Genomic DNA, 21,463 nt, shown 5'->3' with positions numbered 1-21,463 from the left:
ATTTTATCTTCTCTCGGTAGTAGAAGTTTTCATCACATTTAACTTGAAAGAAATTCCCACTTAGGGTTTAGCTATCTTTCAAGCCTCTTCAGCAGGTTTAGACACCCTCAAGAAGAACCTTAAATGCACCCCGCTACTTGCGTTTGTGTGCATTTTAAAAGAAAAACGGCGAGACCAATAGGTCTCGCCGTTTCACCACTACATACCTCTTATCTGAGGCCTATAGAAGGTCTTAGAATCTATCCGACTTAGAGCTTACCTAGCTCAGCCTTGTATGCCTCTGCATCCAGCAGGTTTGCCAGATCATCAGCGTTCTCGGGGCGAATCTCAACAATCCAGCCCTCTCCGTAGGGGTCCGAGTTAACCAGTGCGGGATCATCTTCCAGACCCTCGTTCACTGCAACAATCTCGCCGGCAATAGGAGCGAAAAGATCAGAGACGGACTTGGTGGACTCAATCTCTCCGAAGCTATCCTCAGCAACTACAGAGTCGCCGACAGAGGGAAGATCGACGTAGACGACATCACCCAGTGCATCCTGAGCGTGGTCGGTAATACCAACACGGACAGTGCCCTCAGCGGTGAGAGCGGAAACCCACTCATGCTCAGAAGTGTACGAGAGTTCTGCGGGAACGTTGCTCATAGCAGCGGTGTCCTTTCAGTGTGATTTTGCGTAGCGCGGACTATCCCGCGCACGGTGTCGTTCCGCGTGTGGGATAGCGAAACGTCCTACACCAATTATCACATAAGAAGTAATGCGGGGCATGCCTAAACACTCCCGTACTACTTCTAAGACACTATTTTTCATCTACTATACTGTGCCCACCCCCTCCAACCATTCTCAAGAGCCGAATAGTCCCACTATTTATCAATCACCCCGCCGCGCATACTCTACAAGCCACTCCCCCGATTACCGGGCACCTCCCGTAGGTTATGGAACCTACGGAATGGATACAGCGTATACAAAGGGGTACAGCACAGTGCGTAAAAGGTGCAGGGTACGCAAAAAGGCTCAGGACCCCACACCATAAAGGTGTAGGGCCCTGAGCCTAAGACTAGAGAGCTAAACTCTCACAGCGCCTTAGCGGGAAGAAATGACGCGCTCGGAGAAGCGGTTCGGGTTACCGAAACGGTGTGCGGTAATCGAAACAGCCTGCTCGCGGAGGAAGGGCAGCATCTCGATACGGCCAGCCTCGGTGACGGGTGCGAAATACACTGCAACGTCCGGGCGACCACCCAGTGCCGAGTAGATGGACTTCTCATCGTTACCGATATAGCGGATACGGGTGCCTTCCAGCGGGGTACCAGCCAGTGCGCGAACCGGGGTCTTAGCGTTCGAAGCCAGGTACTCACGGAACTGAGCGTCCGACTTGACTTCGTACTTGATACCCTTGTTCTCGAGGACACCACGGACGTCGACCGGCAGGTCCTTACCGACGGACAGAGCGACCGGTGCGTTAGCTGCCAGACCGGCGAGCACAACACGCAGGGTCTCTGCTGCGGATGCGGACTCGTCAGCACGAACCAGAACCTGGGTGGGTACGTAGCGCAGAATGTTGCGCTCCACGCCCAGCTTCGAGGGATCGTGACCGAAGCCGAACTCGGTATCCCAAGCGTGTGCGTCAGAGGAGACACCGCGCTTGATGAAGCCGAAGTCCTCACGCTTACCCAGCTCGGAGTTCTCGATGGTGGCCAGGGTCTCGCGGACGGTCACGGACTGGGTGACAGCGGTTGCGGTTGCCTGTGCGGGCTCCCAATCGGACAGAGCAATCAGGTAGCTGGGGCCACCAGCCTTGGTACCGGAACCCACGGTGGACTTCTTCCAACCACCGAAGGGCTGACGCTGAACGATTGCACCGGTAATTGCACGGTTGACGTACAGGTTACCTGCCTGGACCTTGGAGAGCCACAGCTCGAGCTCGTCAGCATCCAGCGAGTGCAGACCTGCGGTCAGGCCGTAATCGGGTGCGTTCTGCAGCTCGATTGCTTCTTCCAGGGTGTCAGCGGTCATGATGCCCAGGATGGGGCCGAAGTACTCAGTCATGTGGTACTCGGAACCGGGCTTGACACCTTCACGAACACCGGGGCTCCACAGGCGGCCCGTCTCGTCCAGTTCCTTCGGCTGGATAAGCCAACGCTCGCCCGGGCCGAGGGTGGTCAGACCGCGCAACAGCTTCTCTTCCGGTTTCTGAACAACGGGGCCCATCTCGGACTCAATGTCCTGCGGGTGTGCTACGTGCAGCGAGCTGACGGAGTCAATCAGCTGACGGCGGAAACGCTCGGACTGTGCCACGGAGCCAACCAGGATAACGGTCGAACCAGCGGAGCACTTCTGACCTGCGTGACCGAATGCCGAGTAAACAACATCCTTGACGGCAAGGTCGATGTCAGCGTTCGGGGTGACAATAATCGAGTTCTTACCCGAGGTCTCACCGAACAGGGGCAGGTCATCACGCCATGAGCGGAAGAGCTCAGCAGTCTCGTAACCACCGGTCAGAATCAGGCGGTCAACCTCGGGGTGCGAGATGAGCAACTTGCCTGCAGCGCGGTCAACAACCTTGACGAGCTTCAGAACTTCCTTGGGGACGCCTGCATCCCACATAATCTCTGCGATCAGGGCACCGGTACGTGCGGTAATGGTTGCGGGCTTGAAGATGACAGCAGAACCTGCTGCCAGACCAGCCAGAACACCACCGGCGGGGATAGCGGTCGGGAAGTTCCACGGGGGAACAACCAGGGTCAGGTCAACAGACTTGGGCTTTGCGCCGTCGATCTTCTCGAGGTCCTCAGCCAGCATTGCGTAGTAGTATGCGAAGTCAATCGCCTCGGAGACCTCGGTGTCGCCCTGCTCCAGGGTCTTGCCAGCCTCAGCTGCCATAACCTCCAGCAGGTCACCGCGGCGCAGTGCAATAGCCTTACCGACCTTGCGCAGAATCTCTGCACGCTCGTGACCGGAGAGCTTGCCCCAAGCCTTGCCAGCTTCCTCGGTTTCCTTGATCAGCTTCTCAGCCTCAGCCTCGCTGGTCAGCTCGTTAGCCTTGAGGGTGTCGATACCCAGCTTAGTGGTCTTGGAGCGCTCAAGGATTGCGCGGCCCCACTCACGGTTACCAGCCAGTGCGGGGTCGGTGTCGGGGGTGTTCTCGAAACGGCCAGCCGGTACGAAGACGTCGTCCTCATTCTCGGTCAGACGGTTCTGGGTGCGCTTGGATGCGGGAACCTCGTCGGTGACGGAGTTCAGTGCACGCATGAAGCGGTCCTCTTCACGCTTGAAGATAGACTCGTCGGTTGCCAGGTCGAAGATACCGGACATGAAGTTCTCGGAGGATGCGTTCTCCTCGAGACGACGAATCAGGTATGCGATTGCAACGTCGAATTCCTTGGGGTTCACGACGGGCACGTACAGGAGCAGGTGACCAACGCGGCGGCGGATAATCTCAGCCTGCTGCTCAGCCATACCGATCAGCATCTCGAACTCGACGCGGTCCTTAACACCGCGGTCCTCGGACAGCAGCAGAGCGAAAGCAACGTCGAAGAGGTTGTGGCCTGCAATACCGAGGCGAACGTTCTTCACGTGCTCGGGACGCAGTGCGTAGTCCAGAACGCGCTTGTAGTTGGTGTCAGCAGCCTGCTTGGTGTCCCAGGTGGTCAGCGGCCAGCCGTGCATAACAGCTTCCACGATTTCCATGGAGAGGTTTGCACCCTTAACCAGGCGGACCTTGATGCCTGCGCCGCCAGCAGCAACGCGCTTTGCGGACCATTCCTGCAGGTGCTGCATTGCAGCCAGAGTATCGGGCAGGTATGCCTGGAGCACGATGCCTGCTTCCAGGTCCTTCAGGTGGGGCTGGTCCAGGATCTTGGTGAATACCTCAATGGTGAGGTCCAGATCCTTGTACTCCTCCATGTCCAGGTTGATGAACTTCTTGGGGGAGGTGGATGCAGCCAGCTCATACAGGGGGGTCAGGCGGCGAACAGCGGTCTCAACGACCTCGTCGAATGCCCAGTGCTGGTGGGGTCCGGAAACAGCGGACACCTTGATGGAGACGTAGTCAACGTCGTCACGTGCCAGCAGGCGCTTGGTCTCAGCCAGGCGGTGCTCTGCCTCCTTGTCACCCAGAACTGCTTCACCGAGCAGGTTAACGTTCAGGCGGTTACCGGTCTTGGTCAGCTCTGCGATAGCGTCGCCCAGCTTCTCTTCAGAAGCGTCAACGATCAGGTGACCGACCATCTCGCGCAACACGCGGCGTGCAACGGGAACGGTGGGCCACGCAACCTTGCCAGCTAGCTTGCCACCGAAGCCAACAGCGGACTTCATGTACCAGGGCAGGAAGGAAGGTGCCAGACCGGAAATGCGGGAGAGGTTGCGGCCGGAGACGTTGTCGTCTTCGGGGCGAATAACGCCATCAACAAAGCCGACGGTGAAGGGAAGACCATTGGGGTCCTTCAGAACACCGGCGAGCTGCTCAGCTGCGAAGGTGGGCTTGATCGACTGGGACTCGTTTACCCACTGACGAACAAGCTGACGAGCTTCCAGAGCCATCTTCTGGTAGTGCTCAGATGCGAAAGGATGGGTCATCCTTGACTCCTAACTATCTTACTGTGTGCGGCGCACACCACGTTTGGCGATGTCTCTATTTCACCACAAAAGGGTAATAAATACCTCATTAGAAAAACTGAATGTTTTTTCCAAAACTCATTTAGATTTTCTTAATGATTGCGTGGTGAGGTTTTCACCCTGCGCCCCCTCCGAACCTACTGTTCGAAGAGACATAAGGTAAGGTTTGTAGCGACATCGCTATTCATCTCTCTCAGGCTAGCACTTTCAGCGCGCAAATATCGAACTAATTTCGTAACAAACGAACACCTCAAAACCATTCCCAGAGGAGTCTTCACACCCAAGAATCGTCCCATCAACGCGAAAATACTCGCTACACAAGCCAACATGCCATCACCCCACTTCATGCGCCTCAAAAAGAACCGGCCAGAAGCCCGCACGGTACCATAGATAAGGGTCCACGATAAGAGACACACCACGGAAGAGTTCGGAAGCGCAGCCTACCCGAATAACCGAGTGCACCAGGGAGGAAAAACGTGTCAATCTACGACATCCGACGCATGCAAATGCTCCTTGAAATCCAAGAACGCGGCACCGTCATCGCCGCCGCTGAAGCACTCAGTCTCACCCCCTCCGCCGTCTCCCAGCAGATTGCCACCCTCGAAAAAGAAACCGGCACCCCCTTGCTGCAGCGCATCGGCAGGCGCGTACAGCTCACCAGCGCCGGACTCATCATCGTCGACAGCGCCCGAAGCATCCTGCGTGAACTCGACCGCATGCAAACCTCCGTCGCCAACCTCACCGGCGAACCGGCAGGCATGGTCCGCCTCGCCATCTTCCAGTCCGCGGCCTTCGCGCTGCTACCGGAAACCCTCACCTACCTTGCCGAGCATGCCCCCTCGCTCACCCTGCAGGTACTGCAAATCGACCCCGAAACCGGCACCTCCCTGACCCGAAGCCGCGAATACGACATGGTGCTCTCCGAAGCCTACCCGCACCACCACATCCCCGAATACCCCGAACTGCATTCCGAGCTACTCACCGAAGACCCGCTCAGCCTCATCGTGCCCAGTACCTCCACCATCACCTCAATCGAGGAGGCGCACGCACTGCCCTGGGTCCTCGAAATGGAGCAGAACACCTCCCGCAGCTGGGCACTCAACCAGTGCCGCACCGCAGGATTCGAGCCGGTCATCCGCTACAGCGCCAACGACATGATCACGAACTCCAACCTCGTCAAAGCAGGATTCGCCGTCACCATCGTGCCCGGTTTCATCCTTTCCTCTCTTTCCACCACCGAGGGACTACGCATCGTAGAGCTCCCCGGTAAACCCTCCCGCAAAATCTTTACCGCGGTACGCCGAGAGTCCGCCGCCAACCCCGCCATTGCCATGGTGCGTCAAGCGCTACACCACGCCGTGCAGGTGGCATTCAGTGAACACAACAAGACCGAAACCGCATAGGAAAAATTGGTTGCCGCCCATCTCGATAAGCCGACCAACGCAAAGGTCGGGGCCGTTCCCACAAACGGCCTCGACCTTTCAATATGTCTTTTTCAACAGGCGCCTATATGTAGAGCTATAAAAGCACGCAACAGTGGAGCCACTCCACCCCCCCCCGTGCACATCCGTCACGGGGCCAGCTCAACTGCTAGTTCAGCGAAGCAACCACAGTCCGGCTCTGCACCTCGTAGCACGAAGAGGACAAACCAGCCGCCGTCATATCCAGCACAGCGCTCACATGAACCTGCTTCAACGCAGAACCGGTAACACCCGAAGCCACCTGATAATTCAGCTGAATATCCAGACGATGACCGCGAGGAATAGCGGTACTCAACTCCAGAACATTCTCGTCGCCAGTACCAGCCTAACCGGTCTGCGCGCAACGGCGCAGCGCATCGAGATTCAGAGCACCCACAGGAGCTACCAAAGCCGAAGCGCGGCAACGCTCACAGCGTGTACATCAGGCCATCAGCGGAGCAATAGCGAATAACAGCCGAAGAGTACACATCGTTACGGTCCCAAATCTTACGTAGGCCGCGGCCAGTCATATCCCAATGCTCCATACCGGGAGCAAAAAGCGTGTTCTCAGGAACCGACGGACCGGCACGGCACCCTCCGGGTACCTCGGGTAGGGGTAGCCGTAGGTGCTCACACCAACCATCGTGTTACCCCCACCCATATGGAATTCTCAGTGCCAGAGGTACCGGTAGTAAACAGGCCGGCGCTACCGACCTTCACGCCATTATCGGTGCAGTTTTTGACGATACTAAACGGCGCCTTGAAACATTGTTCAGGCGGCGATTGAGAGGTTCACGTGGAAAGCTCTCAGCGCTACCCTTTCAGATTCAAGGTACCTTTTTAGCCCATAACCACGGACCCTCATTCCCGCGGCGATTATTTTTAGCTACTTCTCCATGAGCGCCTTTGCCAACGCATCATCAAGAACCAAATCAGTAATCGCGCCGGTACGCAAGGCACCACGCAAAGCACGCACACGGTGAGTACCGGACGCAACGCAAATACGACGCGGAATACGAGCCAGCTCCTTCGGAGTCGGACCGGATGCACGCTTATTCAGCTCCAAATCAGCCCAAGAGCCGTCCTCACGCAAAAGAATCGTGCACATATCCCCCACAACACCCAGCTCCCGCAAGTGACGCTGCTCCTGCGCCTCAAAATAACCACCCGAATACACGTGAGACGGAATAGGGCCACCAAAAGCACCCACACCAAAAATGGCGAGGTCAACATTGTGCTGGGCATGCAGGTTCTTCTGCACGCTACGCTCACGCCACATGGCGGTCTTGGTGTCCGCATAGTCAAAGAACGCAGGAACCGGGAAGTGAATCGTGTGCGCATCGTAAGCGTTCACCAGATGCCCCAGCAGAGAACCCAGGTACGGAATACCGGAATGGTGGGCGTTACCCGCGCCGTTCAGCTGAACCACAGTCACACCGGTAAGCGGGCGGCGAGGTAGGTGGCGAGAAATCTCAGTCATGGTTGAACCCCACGCCACACCCAGACTCGTTCCGTTGTCAACCAGGGAATCAAGTAGCGCCGCCGCAGTGCGAGATACCTGGCTCATGCGGGCAATGGGGGTTGCATCGGGTCGCACATTCACGAGGGTGACACGCACCTTATAGCGCTCACCAATACGTCGCTCCAGCTCACTACGGGTACGGAAGGACTCGTCCAGACGAATCTGCACCATTCCGCTCTCGCGAGCGCTTTTAAGCAGGCGTGAGACAGTGGCGCGCGAAACCCCTAGACGGGCCGCGATAGCGTCCATTGTCATGTTGTGGATGTAGTAAAGCTGCGCCGCTTCATAGGTGTGATTAGTGCGTTCGTTCATTGACTACAGACCCCTAGTGAAAATCCGTTCATGCTACTTGGTTATTATTTCACCATTGGGTTTTACTAAATGCAAGATGAAACCCCATGCCGCACACGCGGCACGAGCAGAAAGAGCGCTACATGAGCTCCCAACACTTTGCACAGCAGTCTCAGCTGACTGCCGAATCCCGCACCCAGGCACTCAAGAGCATGGTCAATGAAGAACTTGACATCCTGGTTGTAGGCGGCGGCATTACCGGCGCAGGCATTGCCCTCGACGCAGCGACCCGCGGTCTGCGCACCGGCATCGTCGAAGCAGGTGACTGGGCTGCAGGCACCAGCGCATGGTCCTCCAAGCTCGTCCACGGCGGTCTGCGTTACCTCTACAACCTCGACTTCAAGCTCGTGACTGAAGCACTGACCGAGCGTGGCCTGCTGCTGAACAAGATTGCACCCCACCTGGTGCACGCACAGCCCTTCCTATGGCCGCTGAAGATGCCTGTCATTGAGCGTGCATACTCGGCAATCGGCATCGGCATGTACGACACCCTCGCATTCCTCGGCTCCCGCGGAAACAAGGGCGTCCCCTCCCAGCGTCACTTCTCCAAGACCGGCACCAAGACCGTCTTCCCCGACATCAAGGACTCCGCGTTCAGCGGCGCAATCCAGTTCTACGATGCACGTGTTGACGATGCACGCCTCGTCATCGACGTCATCCGCACCGCTGCAGGCTACGGTGCACTGGCTGCATCCCGCACCCAGGTTGTCGGCTTCACCAAGGACGCATCCGGCCGCGTCATCGGCGCAGAGCTGGCCGACCTGGAGACCGGCGAGCGCCTGAACGTCCGTGCAAAGCACGTCATCAACGCAACCGGCGTGTGGACCGAAGAGTCCGAGTCCCTGGCTAACCCCAATGCTGGCCTGGAGGTTCTGGCTTCCAAGGGTATCCACATCGTTGTTCCCCGCGACCGTATCAACGCAACCAGCGGTATCTTCACCAAGACCGAGAAATCCGTTCTCTTCATCATTCCCTGGCAGCGTTACTGGATTATCGGCACCACCGACACCCCCTACGCCGAGGACCGCGAGCGCCCCGTCGCAACCAGTAAGGACATCGACTACGTCCTGATGCAGGCTAACAAGCTGATCGCTAACCCGCTGACTCGCGAGGATATCATCGGCACCTACACCGGTCTGCGCCCGCTACTGCAGCCCAAGGTCAAGGACGGCGCAGCATCCACCAAGGTTTCCCGCGAGCACACCGTGACCGAGGTTGCACCCGGCATGAGCGCAATCGCAGGCGGCAAGCTCACCACCTACCGTGTCATGGCTGCAGACGCTGTCGACTTCGCACTGGGTGAGCAGGCTAAGCAGAACCCCTCCGTGACCGCAACTATCGGTCTGGTCGGTGCAGACGGCTACCACGCAATCGCTGCTAACCGTGCACGCTACGCAGAGCGTTACGGCTGGGATGAGGACCGCATCACCCACCTGCTGGAGCGTTACGGCGCACAGATTGAGGACCTCGGCGCTCTCATCGACGCTGACCCCTCCCTCGGCACTCCCCTGGCTAAGGCACCCCAGTTCCTGCGTGCAGACGTCGTCTTCGCTATCCGCTACGAAGGTGCCCTACACCTGGAGGACGTTCTGGTCCGCCGTGTACGCCTCGACCTCGAGCAGCGTGACCGCGGCCTGGCGGCAGCAGACGAGATCCTCGACATCATGCGTGCCGAGCTCGGCTGGGATGACAAGAAGGTCAAGGAAGAACTCAACCTCTACGCAGCACGCGTTGCAGCAATGCGCGAGGCAGAGTCCACCTCCACTGACGCTGAAGCGTCAGCAAAGATTGAGGCTGTTACCCCCGTGGCACCTCGCGTGAAGCTCTAATCCTTAGAGATTCCATCTACCTTTCGCAACCAATTATTTGGTACGGACCTTAGGTTCGCCCCTCACCGGTTATGGGCTATCTCATACTTGCCGGTGAGGGGTGGACGGACGGTTAAATAACCATTTACGATAATCCCCTGCACAAGAAGCAGAGTGCTAAATACGGGCTTAGCCCACAGGGCAATCTGCTTCTCACCCAGACATTCAACCAACATTTTTCGTGGCAACCGCTACACATTTCAGCACAGCGTTGTGCCCAAAAACCGCATTGCGGGGAGGACGGCACAGGAACAAACAAGCATCGGCTCGCTTGCCTTCCAGACGCTTCGTCTTCAAGGAGCATCAATGTCTCTTCTTGCATCCGTAGGAACTGTACTTGTAGCCGGTTCACCCGCACTCGTGGATGCATCCGGTGCCCCCACCCCCCTTGGAATCTTCGCTTCCGAATTCTTCGGCACCTTCATCCTGATTCTGCTCGGTGCCGGCGTATGTGCCGCAGTGACCCTCAAGAAGTCCTACGCTAAGGACGCAGGTTGGGTCGTTATCACCTTCGGCTGGGGTCTGGCAGTGTTCACCGCCGTGTACCTCTCCTTCCTCTCCGGTGCACACCTGAACCCCGCAGTGACCGCAGGCCTGGCAACCGCTGGCCGCGATCTGGCAGCCGGAGTTCCCGCAACCGCAGGCAACATCGCTCTGTACATCGTCGCTCAGATGCTCGGTGCAATGGCCGGCGCAACCGGTGCGTACCTCACCTACAAGAAGCACTTCGATGAGGACCCGGGCGACCGCCTCGGCATCTTCTCCACTGGCCCCGCCATCAAGTCCTACGGCTGGAACGTGATCACCGAGGTCTTCGGTACCTTCGTCTTGATTGGCTGGATCATCGCATCCGGTAAGACCCCTAGCGAGCTCGGCCCCCTGGCTGTTGCCCTGGTAGTTGTTTCTATCGGTATGAGCCTCGGTGGCGCAACCGGTTACGCTATCAACCCTGCTCGTGACCTCGGCCCCCGTATCGCCTACACTCTGCTTCCCATTCCCGGTAAGACCGGTTCCAACTGGTCTTACGCATGGGTTCCGGTTGTTGGCCCGATCATCGGCGCTATCCTCGCTGGCCTGATCATTCCAGCAGTTCTGCCCCTCTAAACCTCTCAAAAACCCCGTCGTTTTAGTTCTAAGGAAAAATCAATGACGACTTCTCTGCACTCCGCGACCCTCGACACCAAGCGCAAGTACATCCTCTCCATCGACCAGGGCACCACCAGCTCCCGCGCGATCCTGTTCAACAAGGCAGGCGAGAACGTAGCGCACGGTCAGCTCGAGCACGAGCAGATCTTCCCCAAGGCAGGCTGGGTCGAGCACGACGCAACCGAGATTTGGCATAACGTCCGTAAGGTTGTAGCAACCGCAATGGCAAACGGCGAAGTCAACCACCACGAAATCGCTGCAGTCGGCATCACCAACCAGCGTGAAACCACCGTCGTGTGGGACAAAAACACCGGTGAGCCCGTCTACAACGCAATCGTCTGGCAGGACACCCGCACCCAGGAAATCGTTGAAGAGCTCGCAGGCGAAGAGGGCGTTGGCAAGTACCACGACATCGTCGGCCTGAACCTCTCTACCTACTTCTCCGGCCCCAAGATCAAGTGGATCCTGGACAATGTTGAAGGCGCACGCGAGCGCGCAGAGCGCGGCGACCTGCTCTTCGGCAACACCGACACCTGGCTGGTCTGGAACCTGACCGGTGGTGTTGAGGGCGGCGTTCACGTCACCGACGTAACCAACGCATCCCGTACCCTGCTAATGAACATCCGCACCCTCGAATGGGATCCGCAGATCGCTGCAGACATGGGCATCCCCATGAGCATGCTGCCCGAAATCAAGTCCTCCTCCGAGGTGTACGGCTTCGGCCGCGCAACCGGCCTGCTCGCAGGCACCCCCATTGCGGGTATCCTGGGCGACCAGCAGGCTGCAACCTTCGGCCAGGCTTGCTTCGAGAAGGGCATGGCGAAGAACACCTACGGTACCGGTAACTTCATGCTCATGAACACCGGCAACGAGCCTGTCTTCTCCGACAACGGTCTGCTGACCACCGTCGCCTACAAGATTGGCGACGCAGCTCCCGTCTACGCTCTGGAAGGCTCGGTTGCAATGAGCGGCTCCCTGATCCAGTGGCTGCGCGACAACCTGCGCATGATTGAGCACGCTGCAGAGTCTGAGGAACTGGCTACCTCCGTCAAGGATTCCGGTGGCTGCTACGTTGTTCCCGCATTCTCCGGCCTGTTCGCACCTCACTGGCGTTCCGACGCTCGTGGCGTCATCGTTGGCCTGACCCGCTACGTGAACCGTGCACACATCGTGCGTGCGGCACTGGAAGCAACCGCATTCCAGACCCGCGAGGTTCTGGACGCAATGAACGCTGACTCCGGTGTTAAGCTCTCCGAGCTGCGCGTGGACGGCGGCATGACCGCTAACGAGTTCCTCATGCAATTCCAGGCTGACATCCTCGGTGTCCCTGTGATCCGCCCGAAGGTTGTTGAGACCACCGCTCTGGGCGCAGCATACGCTGCAGGTATCGCTGTTGGTTTCTGGGCCGGGGAGCAGGACGTTGTGGACAACTGGGTTGAGGACAAGCGCTGGCTGCCCTCCATGGAACCCGCAGAGGTTGACCGCCAGTACCGCCTCTGGAAGAAGGCTGTCTCGCGCACCCTCGAGTGGGTCGACGAGGACGTTCCGACCGCCTAATCGCAGCACCGTTGCCTGACGGCACGGCCCGCGTACTAACGAAGCCCCGGCTACTTCTCCCCCGCTATGGGGTTGAAGCAGCCGTGGCTTTTTGCGGCAGTTCTTACTGTAAAAAGCACTCATTTCATGCTTCTTGTTGAGATAACAATTCATCTGTTATGTGGGATTACTCTTATGGCGTATATACGCCTTTTATCTCTATTTCACGCGCCATATCATAGATATATAGGCTTATTGATTCTATTCTGGCCGCCGCAGATGGTGGTTGGTTACGCCTCTAGCACCTACTGGTTTGCATGAGACCAGAGCATACGCTCCCGGAAAGAGGAAGCGGGTTATCCCGCACCGATTATGGTTGATGTCCGTCTCCGCAGGCATGCAATTATTGCTATGAACATTTCAATTCTTGCTGCTGCTCTTTCCTGGTTGTTGGTGCTCTTCTCTATCCTGTATTCAGCCGCCGCTGTGCCGTGGGCTCTGGGTATTGCTATCGTACTGACCGTAATTGGTGCCTACGCGCTGTACCGCGACTACTCCAAGTACTCGCATGTGCTCCCGAACGAGGACCCGGATGCGCACGATGTACTCGGCCACGACCTGCACTCAACCCGCCTGCCGCATCTGCACCACACGGGGGGGGCAACACTGACGGAGTAGTTGCTAAGTAGTGGGCTTCTTTTCCCCTAGACAATATAAAATGTGCCGCCTCACCGGTGTCAGTGAGGCGGCACATTTATATTAAATCGTGGTTCAGAGCCCGGTTCTGCAACCATTTCTCAACAGTTTGAACCAGTACTTTGACGTGCTTCGGCTCTGGCTAGTTCTGCCTTTGTGTTCTCATGGACTACAAAAGCGTTATATTTCCAGCTGGGGGGGGTCGTTCAACAAGCCATCCTACCCAGAAGGAGCACCGCTGTAATGAGAACAATAGGAATCAGGTAGATAAGGGCTCTCGGGTCGCGGGTGTGGTCTGAGGTGCTCAGCGCTATGAGCTCCCACAGCAGAAGGATTGGTACCACTATGGAAGGCATCACTATAAAGTGGAGAAGCCGGAGTATTGAATTGCGATGTATCGGTGTGTACTTCACAGAATGCCAGCTCTTCGGGCTCAATCAAAATTGCCGGGCATCCTGAAATATTTCAACGACGGTGCATATACATCTCATACATAGTGGTCAGTTATAGAAAAAACCAGCTGCGGGTACGGTACGGAGGTGCCCCTCCCCTATGATGGTTGAAAGGAATATTTGCACCTAATACCATCTGCAGTACACGCCCACGAGCCAATGAGGAAGAGCATGACCAAAGCGACCGATTCGCCGCAGCCACCGGAAGCACTTACGCGCTGGTACACTCGCTATTCGAGTCCCGTCGGCGTGCTCTATATTGCTGCCCGAGCGAATGCGATTGTTGGCATCTGGTACGAGGATCAGGCGCATTTTCCGCTCCCCCATGAGCTTGGTGGACTGGTTGAGAATCCCGGGGCTTACCTGCGGGACCACGGCACGCCGGAAGATGATGAGCCTGCCGGCGAGTATGCGGCGGCGCAGCTTCTTGAGCTGGCTACGGTGCAGCTGTCTGAGTACTTTGCGCGCAAGCGCACTTCTTTTACACTGCCGTTAGATCCTGAGGGTACCGATTTTCAGCTGATTGTGTGGGAGCATTTGAAGACTGTTCCTGCCGGGTACACCACCACTTACGGCGATATTTCGCGTGCGGTTGGTCCCGGCGCTCCGGCACAGGCTGTGGGTCAGGCGGTCGGCCGTAATAAGGTTTCTATTATGATTCCGTGCCACCGTGTTATTGGTGCTGACGGTAGCTTGACCGGCTACGCTGGCGGGGTTGATCGTAAGCAGTTCCTCCTTGACTTGGAGGAGCCGGAAGAGGTGCGGGAGGCGCGGCTCTTCTAGCGCCTACAGGCGAGGCTGTTCGGGTCTTTTCAGCTAAGCCTTTGAGCCTCTGGCGCGAAGGTGTGCCCGGGCAGAGAAAAGCCGCGTGCTACTTCGTAGAAGTAACACGCGGCTTCTATACGTTGAGAGGTTCCAATCTGAATTAAATCGTCGCAAAGAGGAAAATTAGCGCCAGCAGCGGCGGGGTCAGCTGAATCAGCGCCGGCTTGCGCTTATCCGGGGAGGTGAGGAACAGGTAGGCACCGGCAACCGCCATGGAGCCCAGGCCTGCGAATAGGAGCGCCACGCCCACCTGCGGGGAGCCGAACCAGAATGCGAGCAGACCGGTTGCGGCAATCCAGGCGAGCATCAGGTTGTACAGGCCCTGGTTTGCAGCCATTTCCTTGGTGGACTCGGCAAACTCTTCGGTCATTCCGAAGGTTTCGCGGCCTCTAGGCTTAGTCCAGAGGAACGACTCGATAATCCAGATGTACACATGAATAGCGATTGCTACAAAGGCAAAAACGGTGGTGACCGTTGCGAGCGTCTGCATTGTTTCTCCTTGAGTAGTAGGTCATCCGTTAGCTGTGTGGCACAGGTCAGCCGGCAACACACGAGTAGCAGCCGGATAGCCTCTCCTATCTACGTATCCGGCGTGTGGGAACAAACACTAATTCTACTCCAGCCCCGTGGATTATCCGCATCGTATAACGTTGGATACCGCAGATAGGTTGAACGCTCGTCACAACAAGACATCGCAACGAGCGTTCAACACATCTGTTTGTTTCTTCCCCCAATAAGGAAAGCAACTAGGCGAAAACAGCTAGTGCACGATAAGCGTGAGCATATACGTCCAAATGCACAGCAACACCAGCAAGAAGAGGCTGTACTTGATTGCCATAGAGGTAACCTTCGATTCCTGACCCGCCTCATTAACAGCGGCAACCGCCACCGCAATCGACTGCGGGGAGACGATCTTACCCATCACGCCACCGGAAGTATTGGCAGCCACTAGCATCGCCGGATCCACACCAATCTGGTGCGCAGTGCTTGCCTGCAGCCCCGCAAAGAGCACATTGTTGTTGGTCACCGAACCGGTCACAAACACACCAATCCAGCCAATGATGGGCGAGAAGAGCGGGAAGAGCGCACCAGCCGTAGCCACTGCCAAAGCAATAGACGAGGTCATACCTGCATAGTTCATGAGGTTTGCAACAGACATCACCAGGCAAATCATATAAATGGGCTTCTTCAGCTGTTGCCACGCACCGTTGAGCTCCTCAAGAGCCGCACGCGCAGTAATCTTCGAGGTCACGGCCGAGAGCAGAGCAGCAACCAGAATAGCTGTACCGGCAGCACCCAGAATATTCCAATTGAAGACCGCATGAATAGCCAAACCTTCACCGTCACCAATCTGGTGGTGTATACCAGGCACGTGGAAACTCAAATTCATAAAGCCCAGCGGTCCGTCAACATCAAAAACAGGGTGCAGTACAGTAGACCAGAGCAAAATGGTGATGGAGAGGAAGATAAAGGGGCTCCAGGCATCCGCGATTTCACGCAGGCTGTACGTCGGTTCTTCTTGCTCTGCCAGCTCCTCCAGCGTGGGGGCAGTGGGTTCACGGTAGATAGTCTTCGGCTGCCAGAAACGCATAACAACGGCCAGGAATACTAAGCCAACCAGCGGAGGCAAAATACCAATCAGCTCAGGGGTTTGCAAAACCCACAGCATGATGCTCTGCAGACCAGAAATCACGATACCGGTAGCTAGAGCCACCAGACCAACTTCGCGGATACCGCGCAGGCCATCCTGAATAGCGACCACGAGAACAGGTACTAGCGCTGCAAAAATCTGTAGAACCCACACCATCTGATTGGATAGATGGCCCAAATCTACGTTACCAATAGCAGCACCAGTGGTCACGGGGATACCGACCGCACCGTATGCGCCCACGGTGGCGTTAGCAACCAGTGAAAGCATCGCAGCTTTGAGCGGGTTGAAGCCTAGGGCAGCAAGTAACGCCACGGAAATAGCAATCGGAATGCCGAAGCCCGCCGCACCCTCAATGAAGCCGGCAAAGCAGAGAGCGATGAGTAGCACCTGGATACGCTGATCGGCAGAGATAGATGAGACAGAGGCCCTCACGATGGCAAATTTTCCACTACGTACCGCGATGCGGTAGAGCCACACTGCCATGAGCACAATCCATGCAATAGGCCAGAGCGCTGAGAGGAATCCGTAGAGAATGGACCCGGCTGCTGCCGTCCACGGCAAGTGGAAGACGCCCATTGCAATAGCCAGGGTAAGGACCAGGGTAATCAGCGCTGATTTAATACCGCTGAGCTTGAAAACCGTGAGACAGAGCAGAAAAAGAATTATAGGGGATACCGCGACAAGTGCAGAAAGTACTGAGGCGTTAAGGGGATCGTAGGTTTGCGACCACATGAGAGTAGTTTGTCCTTCCCCGCAGCAGGGTGTACCTACAGCGGTTTGGATGCCGCTGTAGGGTGCGTCCGCCTGCCCTATGGGGTAGCACGAGGCGTAGCCTCACGACGCCTCTATCGCTAAGAATCTCTGAACGTGAAAGGCGTAGCAACATCATGAATATATGTTGGAGCCTTGGCTGAAGGCAGGAGCGCGGGAAGGATGTTTCCACGGTGCGGGGCGTTGGTTCTCTCGTTGGAGGCCTAGAAGCTAAAAATCCTTAAGCTCGTGCTCTCACCTACGGCGCCAATGCCCGCTGAGAATTTTATCACTACACTTTATGAATCTTTTATCCTGCATTGAGTGTTTTTACAGTGTGAAACAACAGTTAAGAGTCATTATGATGCACTCCCTATCGGCACCAGCAGCTGTCCTGATATTCCCACTTCTAGCACTATTTCAAGCCGATAAGTTACATATTGGTGCATAATGCGAAAGCCCCCTCCTACCGAAGTAGAAGGGGGCTTTTGGTAAACCGCCTCGCGGGTACCTCACCTTTCAGAGAAGGTAGGTGACGCGCATCGGAGCTTTACGCTGTTTAGGAAACAACCAGGGACAGGACGTAAACCCAAACACAGGTGATAGCCAACAGTGCTGCACTGTATTTGATAGCCATGGAGGTAATCTTGGATTCCTGACCAGAGCTGTTCACAGCAGCAGCTGCAATTGCGATGGACTGCGGAGAAACAATCTTCGCCATCACACCACCGGCGGTGTTCGATGCAACTAGCAAGGTCGGGCTGACGCCAATCTGCTGTGCGGTGGTAGCCTGCAGGCCAGCGAAGAGGATGTTGTTGTTCACCACCGAGCCGGTCACGAACACGCCAATCCAACCGATAATCGGGGACAGCAGCGGGAAGATTGCACCCACAGCAGCAACAGCCAGCGCGATGGAGGTAATCATACCTGCGTAGTTCATGACGTTAGCAACGGACATGACCAGGCAGATCATGATAATCGGGGTCTGCAGCTGCTTCCAGGTTGCGCCGAGTTCCTCAATAGCCTCACCCCAGCTAATGGAGGAGGTCAAGATGGTAATAAGTGCTGCCACCAGAATTGCAGTACCGGAAGCACCAATGATGCTCCAGGTGTAGTTCACGTCAATAGCCTTGGGGGTTGCAACAATCGGTGCCGCCTGCTGGATGGTCTGGTGCAGCCACGGAACGGGGAAGGTAATGTTGCTGAAGGCCAGCAGACCCCCCTTAGCGAAGAGCGGCTTGAAAGCAGTCGACCAGAGCAGAATCACGACGGACAGGTAGACGAAGGGGCTCCATGCCTTGAGGATTTCACCACTGGTGTGCTTGATGCTCTGCTGAGCCTGAACTTCTTCGAGGCTGGGAGCGGTAGGCTCACGGAAGATGTGCTTGGGCTGCCACTTCTGCATGATGAGTGCCAGAGCGACCAGTGCCAGCAGCGGCGGGATGATGTCGACGAGCTCAGGGTTGCCGAGGCCTGCCAGCAGGACAGACTGGCCACCAGAGTAAATCAGACCAACAATCAGTGCTACCAGACCGACTTCGCGGATACCGCGCAGACCGTCCTGAATAGCAACGAGCAGAACGGGGATGAGAGCTGCGATAATCTGAATCACCAGAACCAGCTCGGTGGACAGGCCGTGCAGGTCCACGCCACCGCGGGTTGCTGCGGTAGTCACAGGGATACCGATAGCACCGTATGCACCGGAGCTCGCGTTAGCGATCAGCGCAAACATTGCTGCCTTGAGCGGGTTGAAGCCCAGGGACACGAGCAGTGCAGCACAGATAGCGATCGGGATACCGAAGCCGGCAGCACCTTCAAGGAAGCCACCGAAGCAGAAGGCAATCAGCAGCATCTGGACGCGCTGGTCGGTAGAGATGGAGGAGATGGAGGAGCGAACGATTTCGAAACCACCGGAACGCACGGAAATGCGGTAGAGCCACACTGCCATGAGGACAATCCAGCCAATGGGCCACAGACCCGAGAGAAAACCGTAGATGATCGAGCCTGCACCTGCGGTGACGGGCATGCCGAAGATACCGCAACCGATAACGAGTGCAAGCACCAGAGAGATGACGGCAGATTTAATACCGCTGAGCTTCAGGACGGTGAGGCCCAGAAGGAAGAAAATAATCGGGACTGCCGCCACGAGTGCGGAGAGAGCGCTCGAGTGTAGCGGGTCGTAGACTTGCTGCCACATGATGTTTTGTGTTCCTTTCCGCGCCCATGAAGGACGGGATTGTGTTGTGCCGTAAAGCCTGCCCAATGGTGCGCGTAGCCATGTGTATGCCGCATGCTTCAGGTATATTTTCTCGTTGCTTTATGCGTTGGGGAGGCTACCCCACGGGAATATTTACCTTTACTTGGGTTCGTGTTGATTTTACGACTATGAAATTTGGTGTGCTTGAAGCTGTGTTTTAGTCATAGAAACCTAATTATTCCTTGATTTGTCAAAGAAAAAATCAGTACCAAAGTCGACGCTTCTGATTCCTAAAACACAGTTCCTCGATTACAAATGTACCACCCGTCCCCCACCAATTCGGTCATATTCCAACATTTAAATCGAAGCTCATAATTGCACGCTAACCTAAACTCTACTACCCCGCGCCATCTCTACATCCATCCTTCACATCCACTGAAGATTCAAGAAACCATTGAATTGATATATAGACACCAAAACAACAGACAACACAAAAAGCTCCGGAAGGAAAAACCTTCCGGAGCTTTATCTGTCGGGTTGACAGGATTTGAACCTGCGACCCCTTGACCCCCAGTCAAGTGCGCTACCAAGCTGCGCCACAACCCGATTCGTTATTCACGATATTATTTTCAAGGTTTCCCTCGAACACTCGAATAACTATACCGGGCTTTCAACCCCCACGCAAGCCAGAATCCCCGTTTTTAGAAAAAATCTTAAAAATCTTTTTCGCGCAGATTTTCTGCACAGAATCCAGCGCGTGGGGGCCGAGCCCCGCAACACAGCATCAAGCAGATATGTCCCGCTACTAGCGGCGGCTGCCCTTGCCCTTCTTAGCCTTCGCGCTCTGACGCTCACCCAGAGAGCGGCGCTCACGCACACGCATCGAAATCTCAATCGGAGTACCCGTGAAATCAAAAGTCTCACGCAGACGACGCATAATGAAGCGGCGGTAGCCCGGATCCAAGAAACCGGTAGTAAACAGCACGAACTTCGGCGGACGCGAAGATACCTGAGTACCAAAAAGAATACGCGGCTGCTTACCGCCACGCAGCGGGTGCGGATGCGCGGCCACAATCTCGCCCAGGAACGCGTTCAGACGACCGGTCGGAATGCGCGAATCCCACGACTCCAGCGAGTACTCCAGAGCGGGAACCAATTTGTCCTTGTGCCAGCCGGTCTTCGCCGAAATGTTCACGCGAGGTGCCCACTGCACGTGCGCCAGGTCGCGCTCAATCTCTCGCTCGAGCATGTCGCGGCGATCCTCATCGAGGGTATCCCACTTATTGAATGCCAGAACCATCGCACGGCCCGAATCAATCACAGTCTGTACGATACGCACATCCTGCTCAGAGATCGGCTCGGAAACATCCAGCAGCACCACGGCAACCTCAGAACGCTCCAGAGCAGTCTGAGTACGCAGCGAAGAGTAGAACTCCGCGCCCTTAGCCATGTGCTGACGACGGCGAATGCCCGCGGTATCCACAAAACGCCAGGGGTAGCCGCCCAGCTCAATAATCTCATCAATCGGGTCACGAGTCGTACCAGCCAGGTCGTTCACCACGGCACGCTCAGAACCAGCCAACTTGTTCAGCAGCGACGACTTACCCACGTTCGGGCGACCCACCAGAGCCACACGACGCGGGCCGCCCAGCGCCTCCGGCTGAGCAAACTGCGAGTGCTCCGGCATGACCTCAAGAATCTCGTCCAGAGCATCCGCCAGGCCACGGCCGTGCAGACCCGACACCGGGAACGGCTGACCCATACCCAGCGACCAGAGGTTATAAATCTCCGGCTCAAGGTGAGCGTCATCAATCTTATTAGCGATCAGAATGATCGGCTTCTTCACACGGCGCAGCATACGAACAATCTGCTCGTCCGAAGCGGTCACACCCACACGGGCATCCACCACCAGGACCACAACATCGGCCTGCTCCACAGCAATCTCAGCCTGCTCAGCCACCTGAGCATCAATACCGCGGGCGTCAGACTCCCAACCACCGGTATCAACCAGGGTGAAGCTCTTACCCAGCCACTCGGCTTTATAGGACACGCGGTCACGAGTCACACCCGGCTTATCCTCAACCACCGCTTCACGGCGGCCCAGAATACGGTTAATAATGGTCGACTTACCCACATTCGGGCGGCCAACAATCGCCACTACCGGATCAGCGAGCTGCTCTTCTTCTTCCTCAATGTCGAAGCCCCAGGCACCCAGCAGGGCGCGGTCCTCTTCATCCAGGTCATAGTCCTCAAGACCTTCAAGCAGAGCCTGAGCACGCTGTTCAGCGGTCTCATCATCAATCTCAGCGAGGCGCTCGGTAACGTCGTCCTCGCCACCGCCCAGGTACTTATCTTCGTAATCGTCGCGGATAGCGTCCTCAGCCATGCGCATTCCTTTC

Annotated in this window: 14 protein-coding genes and 1 tRNA gene; 6 read left to right on the top strand and 9 right to left on the bottom strand. The window is 56.6% G+C overall.

What is annotated here, in order from left to right; all coding sequences use genetic code 11:
* Window positions 1–248: 248 nt before the first annotated feature.
* Together gcvH and O3648_RS07020 are read right to left on the bottom strand one after the other, a co-directional pair.
* On the bottom strand, window positions 249–641 hold the full coding sequence (gene gcvH / locus O3648_RS07025) for a glycine cleavage system protein GcvH (RefSeq protein ID WP_279754690.1): 393 nt from the start codon (window positions 639–641) through the stop codon (window positions 249–251).
* Between the two features lie 438 nt (window positions 642–1,079).
* Window positions 1,080–4,571 (bottom strand): bifunctional proline dehydrogenase/L-glutamate gamma-semialdehyde dehydrogenase, encoded by a 3,492-nt coding sequence (locus tag O3648_RS07020; RefSeq protein ID WP_279740416.1) that lies wholly within the window; start codon window positions 4,569–4,571, stop codon window positions 1,080–1,082.
* Window positions 4,572–5,086: 515 nt separating this feature from the next.
* Between O3648_RS07020 and O3648_RS07015 the strand changes: the two genes are divergently transcribed.
* On the top strand, window positions 5,087–6,013 hold the full coding sequence (locus O3648_RS07015; protein ID WP_279740414.1) for a LysR family transcriptional regulator: 927 nt from the start codon (window positions 5,087–5,089) through the stop codon (window positions 6,011–6,013).
* A gap of 187 nt (window positions 6,014–6,200) precedes the next feature.
* Here O3648_RS07015 and O3648_RS07010 read toward each other — a convergent pair whose 3' ends face one another.
* Both O3648_RS07010 and O3648_RS07005 read right to left on the bottom strand, forming a co-directional pair.
* Window positions 6,201–6,386, bottom strand: a complete 186-nt coding sequence (locus O3648_RS07010) for a hypothetical protein (protein WP_371569267.1) — start codon at window positions 6,384–6,386, stop codon at window positions 6,201–6,203.
* Window positions 6,387–6,956: 570 nt separating this feature from the next.
* Complete coding sequence (locus tag O3648_RS07005; RefSeq protein WP_279754692.1) at window positions 6,957–7,904, bottom strand: sugar-binding transcriptional regulator; 948 nt, start codon at window positions 7,902–7,904, stop codon at window positions 6,957–6,959.
* 122 nt (window positions 7,905–8,026) lie between these two features.
* On the opposite strand from O3648_RS07005, the gene O3648_RS07000 reads away from it, so the two are divergent.
* The 5 genes from O3648_RS07000 to O3648_RS06980 all read left to right on the top strand — a co-directional run bounded on the left by O3648_RS07000 (window position 8,027) and on the right by O3648_RS06980 (window position 14,424).
* Complete coding sequence (locus O3648_RS07000) at window positions 8,027–9,772, top strand: glycerol-3-phosphate dehydrogenase/oxidase (RefSeq protein WP_279740409.1); 1,746 nt, start codon at window positions 8,027–8,029, stop codon at window positions 9,770–9,772.
* 345 nt (window positions 9,773–10,117) lie between these two features.
* Window positions 10,118–10,915, top strand: a complete 798-nt coding sequence (locus O3648_RS06995; RefSeq protein WP_279754694.1) for an aquaporin family protein — start codon at window positions 10,118–10,120, stop codon at window positions 10,913–10,915.
* A 42-nt stretch (window positions 10,916–10,957) separates the two neighbouring features.
* A complete protein-coding gene (gene glpK / locus O3648_RS06990) occupies window positions 10,958–12,514 on the top strand; it encodes a glycerol kinase GlpK (protein ID WP_371569264.1) in 1,557 nt (518 codons plus the stop codon).
* 390 nt (window positions 12,515–12,904) lie between these two features.
* Window positions 12,905–13,171, top strand: coding sequence for an N-acyl-D-glutamate deacylase (locus O3648_RS06985; protein WP_279788781.1), 267 nt, complete (start codon window positions 12,905–12,907; stop codon window positions 13,169–13,171).
* Between the two features lie 641 nt (window positions 13,172–13,812).
* A complete protein-coding gene (locus tag O3648_RS06980; RefSeq protein ID WP_371569261.1) occupies window positions 13,813–14,424 on the top strand; it encodes a methylated-DNA--[protein]-cysteine S-methyltransferase in 612 nt (203 codons plus the stop codon).
* A gap of 142 nt (window positions 14,425–14,566) precedes the next feature.
* Here the strand turns inward: O3648_RS06980 and O3648_RS06975 are convergent, their stop codons facing one another.
* The 5 genes from O3648_RS06975 to der form a co-directional block, all read right to left on the bottom strand.
* Window positions 14,567–14,956 carry a DUF1304 domain-containing protein gene (locus tag O3648_RS06975; RefSeq protein ID WP_279754699.1) on the bottom strand — a complete coding sequence of 130 codons (390 nt, stop codon included), beginning with the start codon at window positions 14,954–14,956 and terminating at the stop codon, window positions 14,567–14,569.
* A gap of 270 nt (window positions 14,957–15,226) precedes the next feature.
* Complete coding sequence (locus O3648_RS06970; RefSeq protein ID WP_371569259.1) at window positions 15,227–16,849, bottom strand: L-lactate permease; 1,623 nt, start codon at window positions 16,847–16,849, stop codon at window positions 15,227–15,229.
* 577 nt (window positions 16,850–17,426) lie between these two features.
* Window positions 17,427–19,064 carry an L-lactate permease gene (locus O3648_RS06965; RefSeq protein WP_279788784.1) on the bottom strand — a complete coding sequence of 546 codons (1,638 nt, stop codon included), beginning with the start codon at window positions 19,062–19,064 and terminating at the stop codon, window positions 17,427–17,429.
* A gap of 532 nt (window positions 19,065–19,596) precedes the next feature.
* Window positions 19,597–19,670: transfer RNA gene (locus O3648_RS06960), tRNA-Pro, on the bottom strand.
* Window positions 19,671–19,869: 199 nt separating this feature from the next.
* Window positions 19,870–21,450 (bottom strand): ribosome biogenesis GTPase Der, encoded by a 1,581-nt coding sequence (gene der / locus O3648_RS06955; RefSeq protein WP_279754703.1) that lies wholly within the window; start codon window positions 21,448–21,450, stop codon window positions 19,870–19,872.
* Between the last annotated feature and the right edge of the window lie 13 nt (window positions 21,451–21,463).

Source organism: Rothia sp. 27098_8_161 (assembly GCF_041432905.1).
Classification (GTDB): domain Bacteria; phylum Actinomycetota; class Actinomycetes; order Actinomycetales; family Micrococcaceae; genus Rothia.
This window is presented reverse-complemented; position numbering and strand designations above follow the sequence as displayed.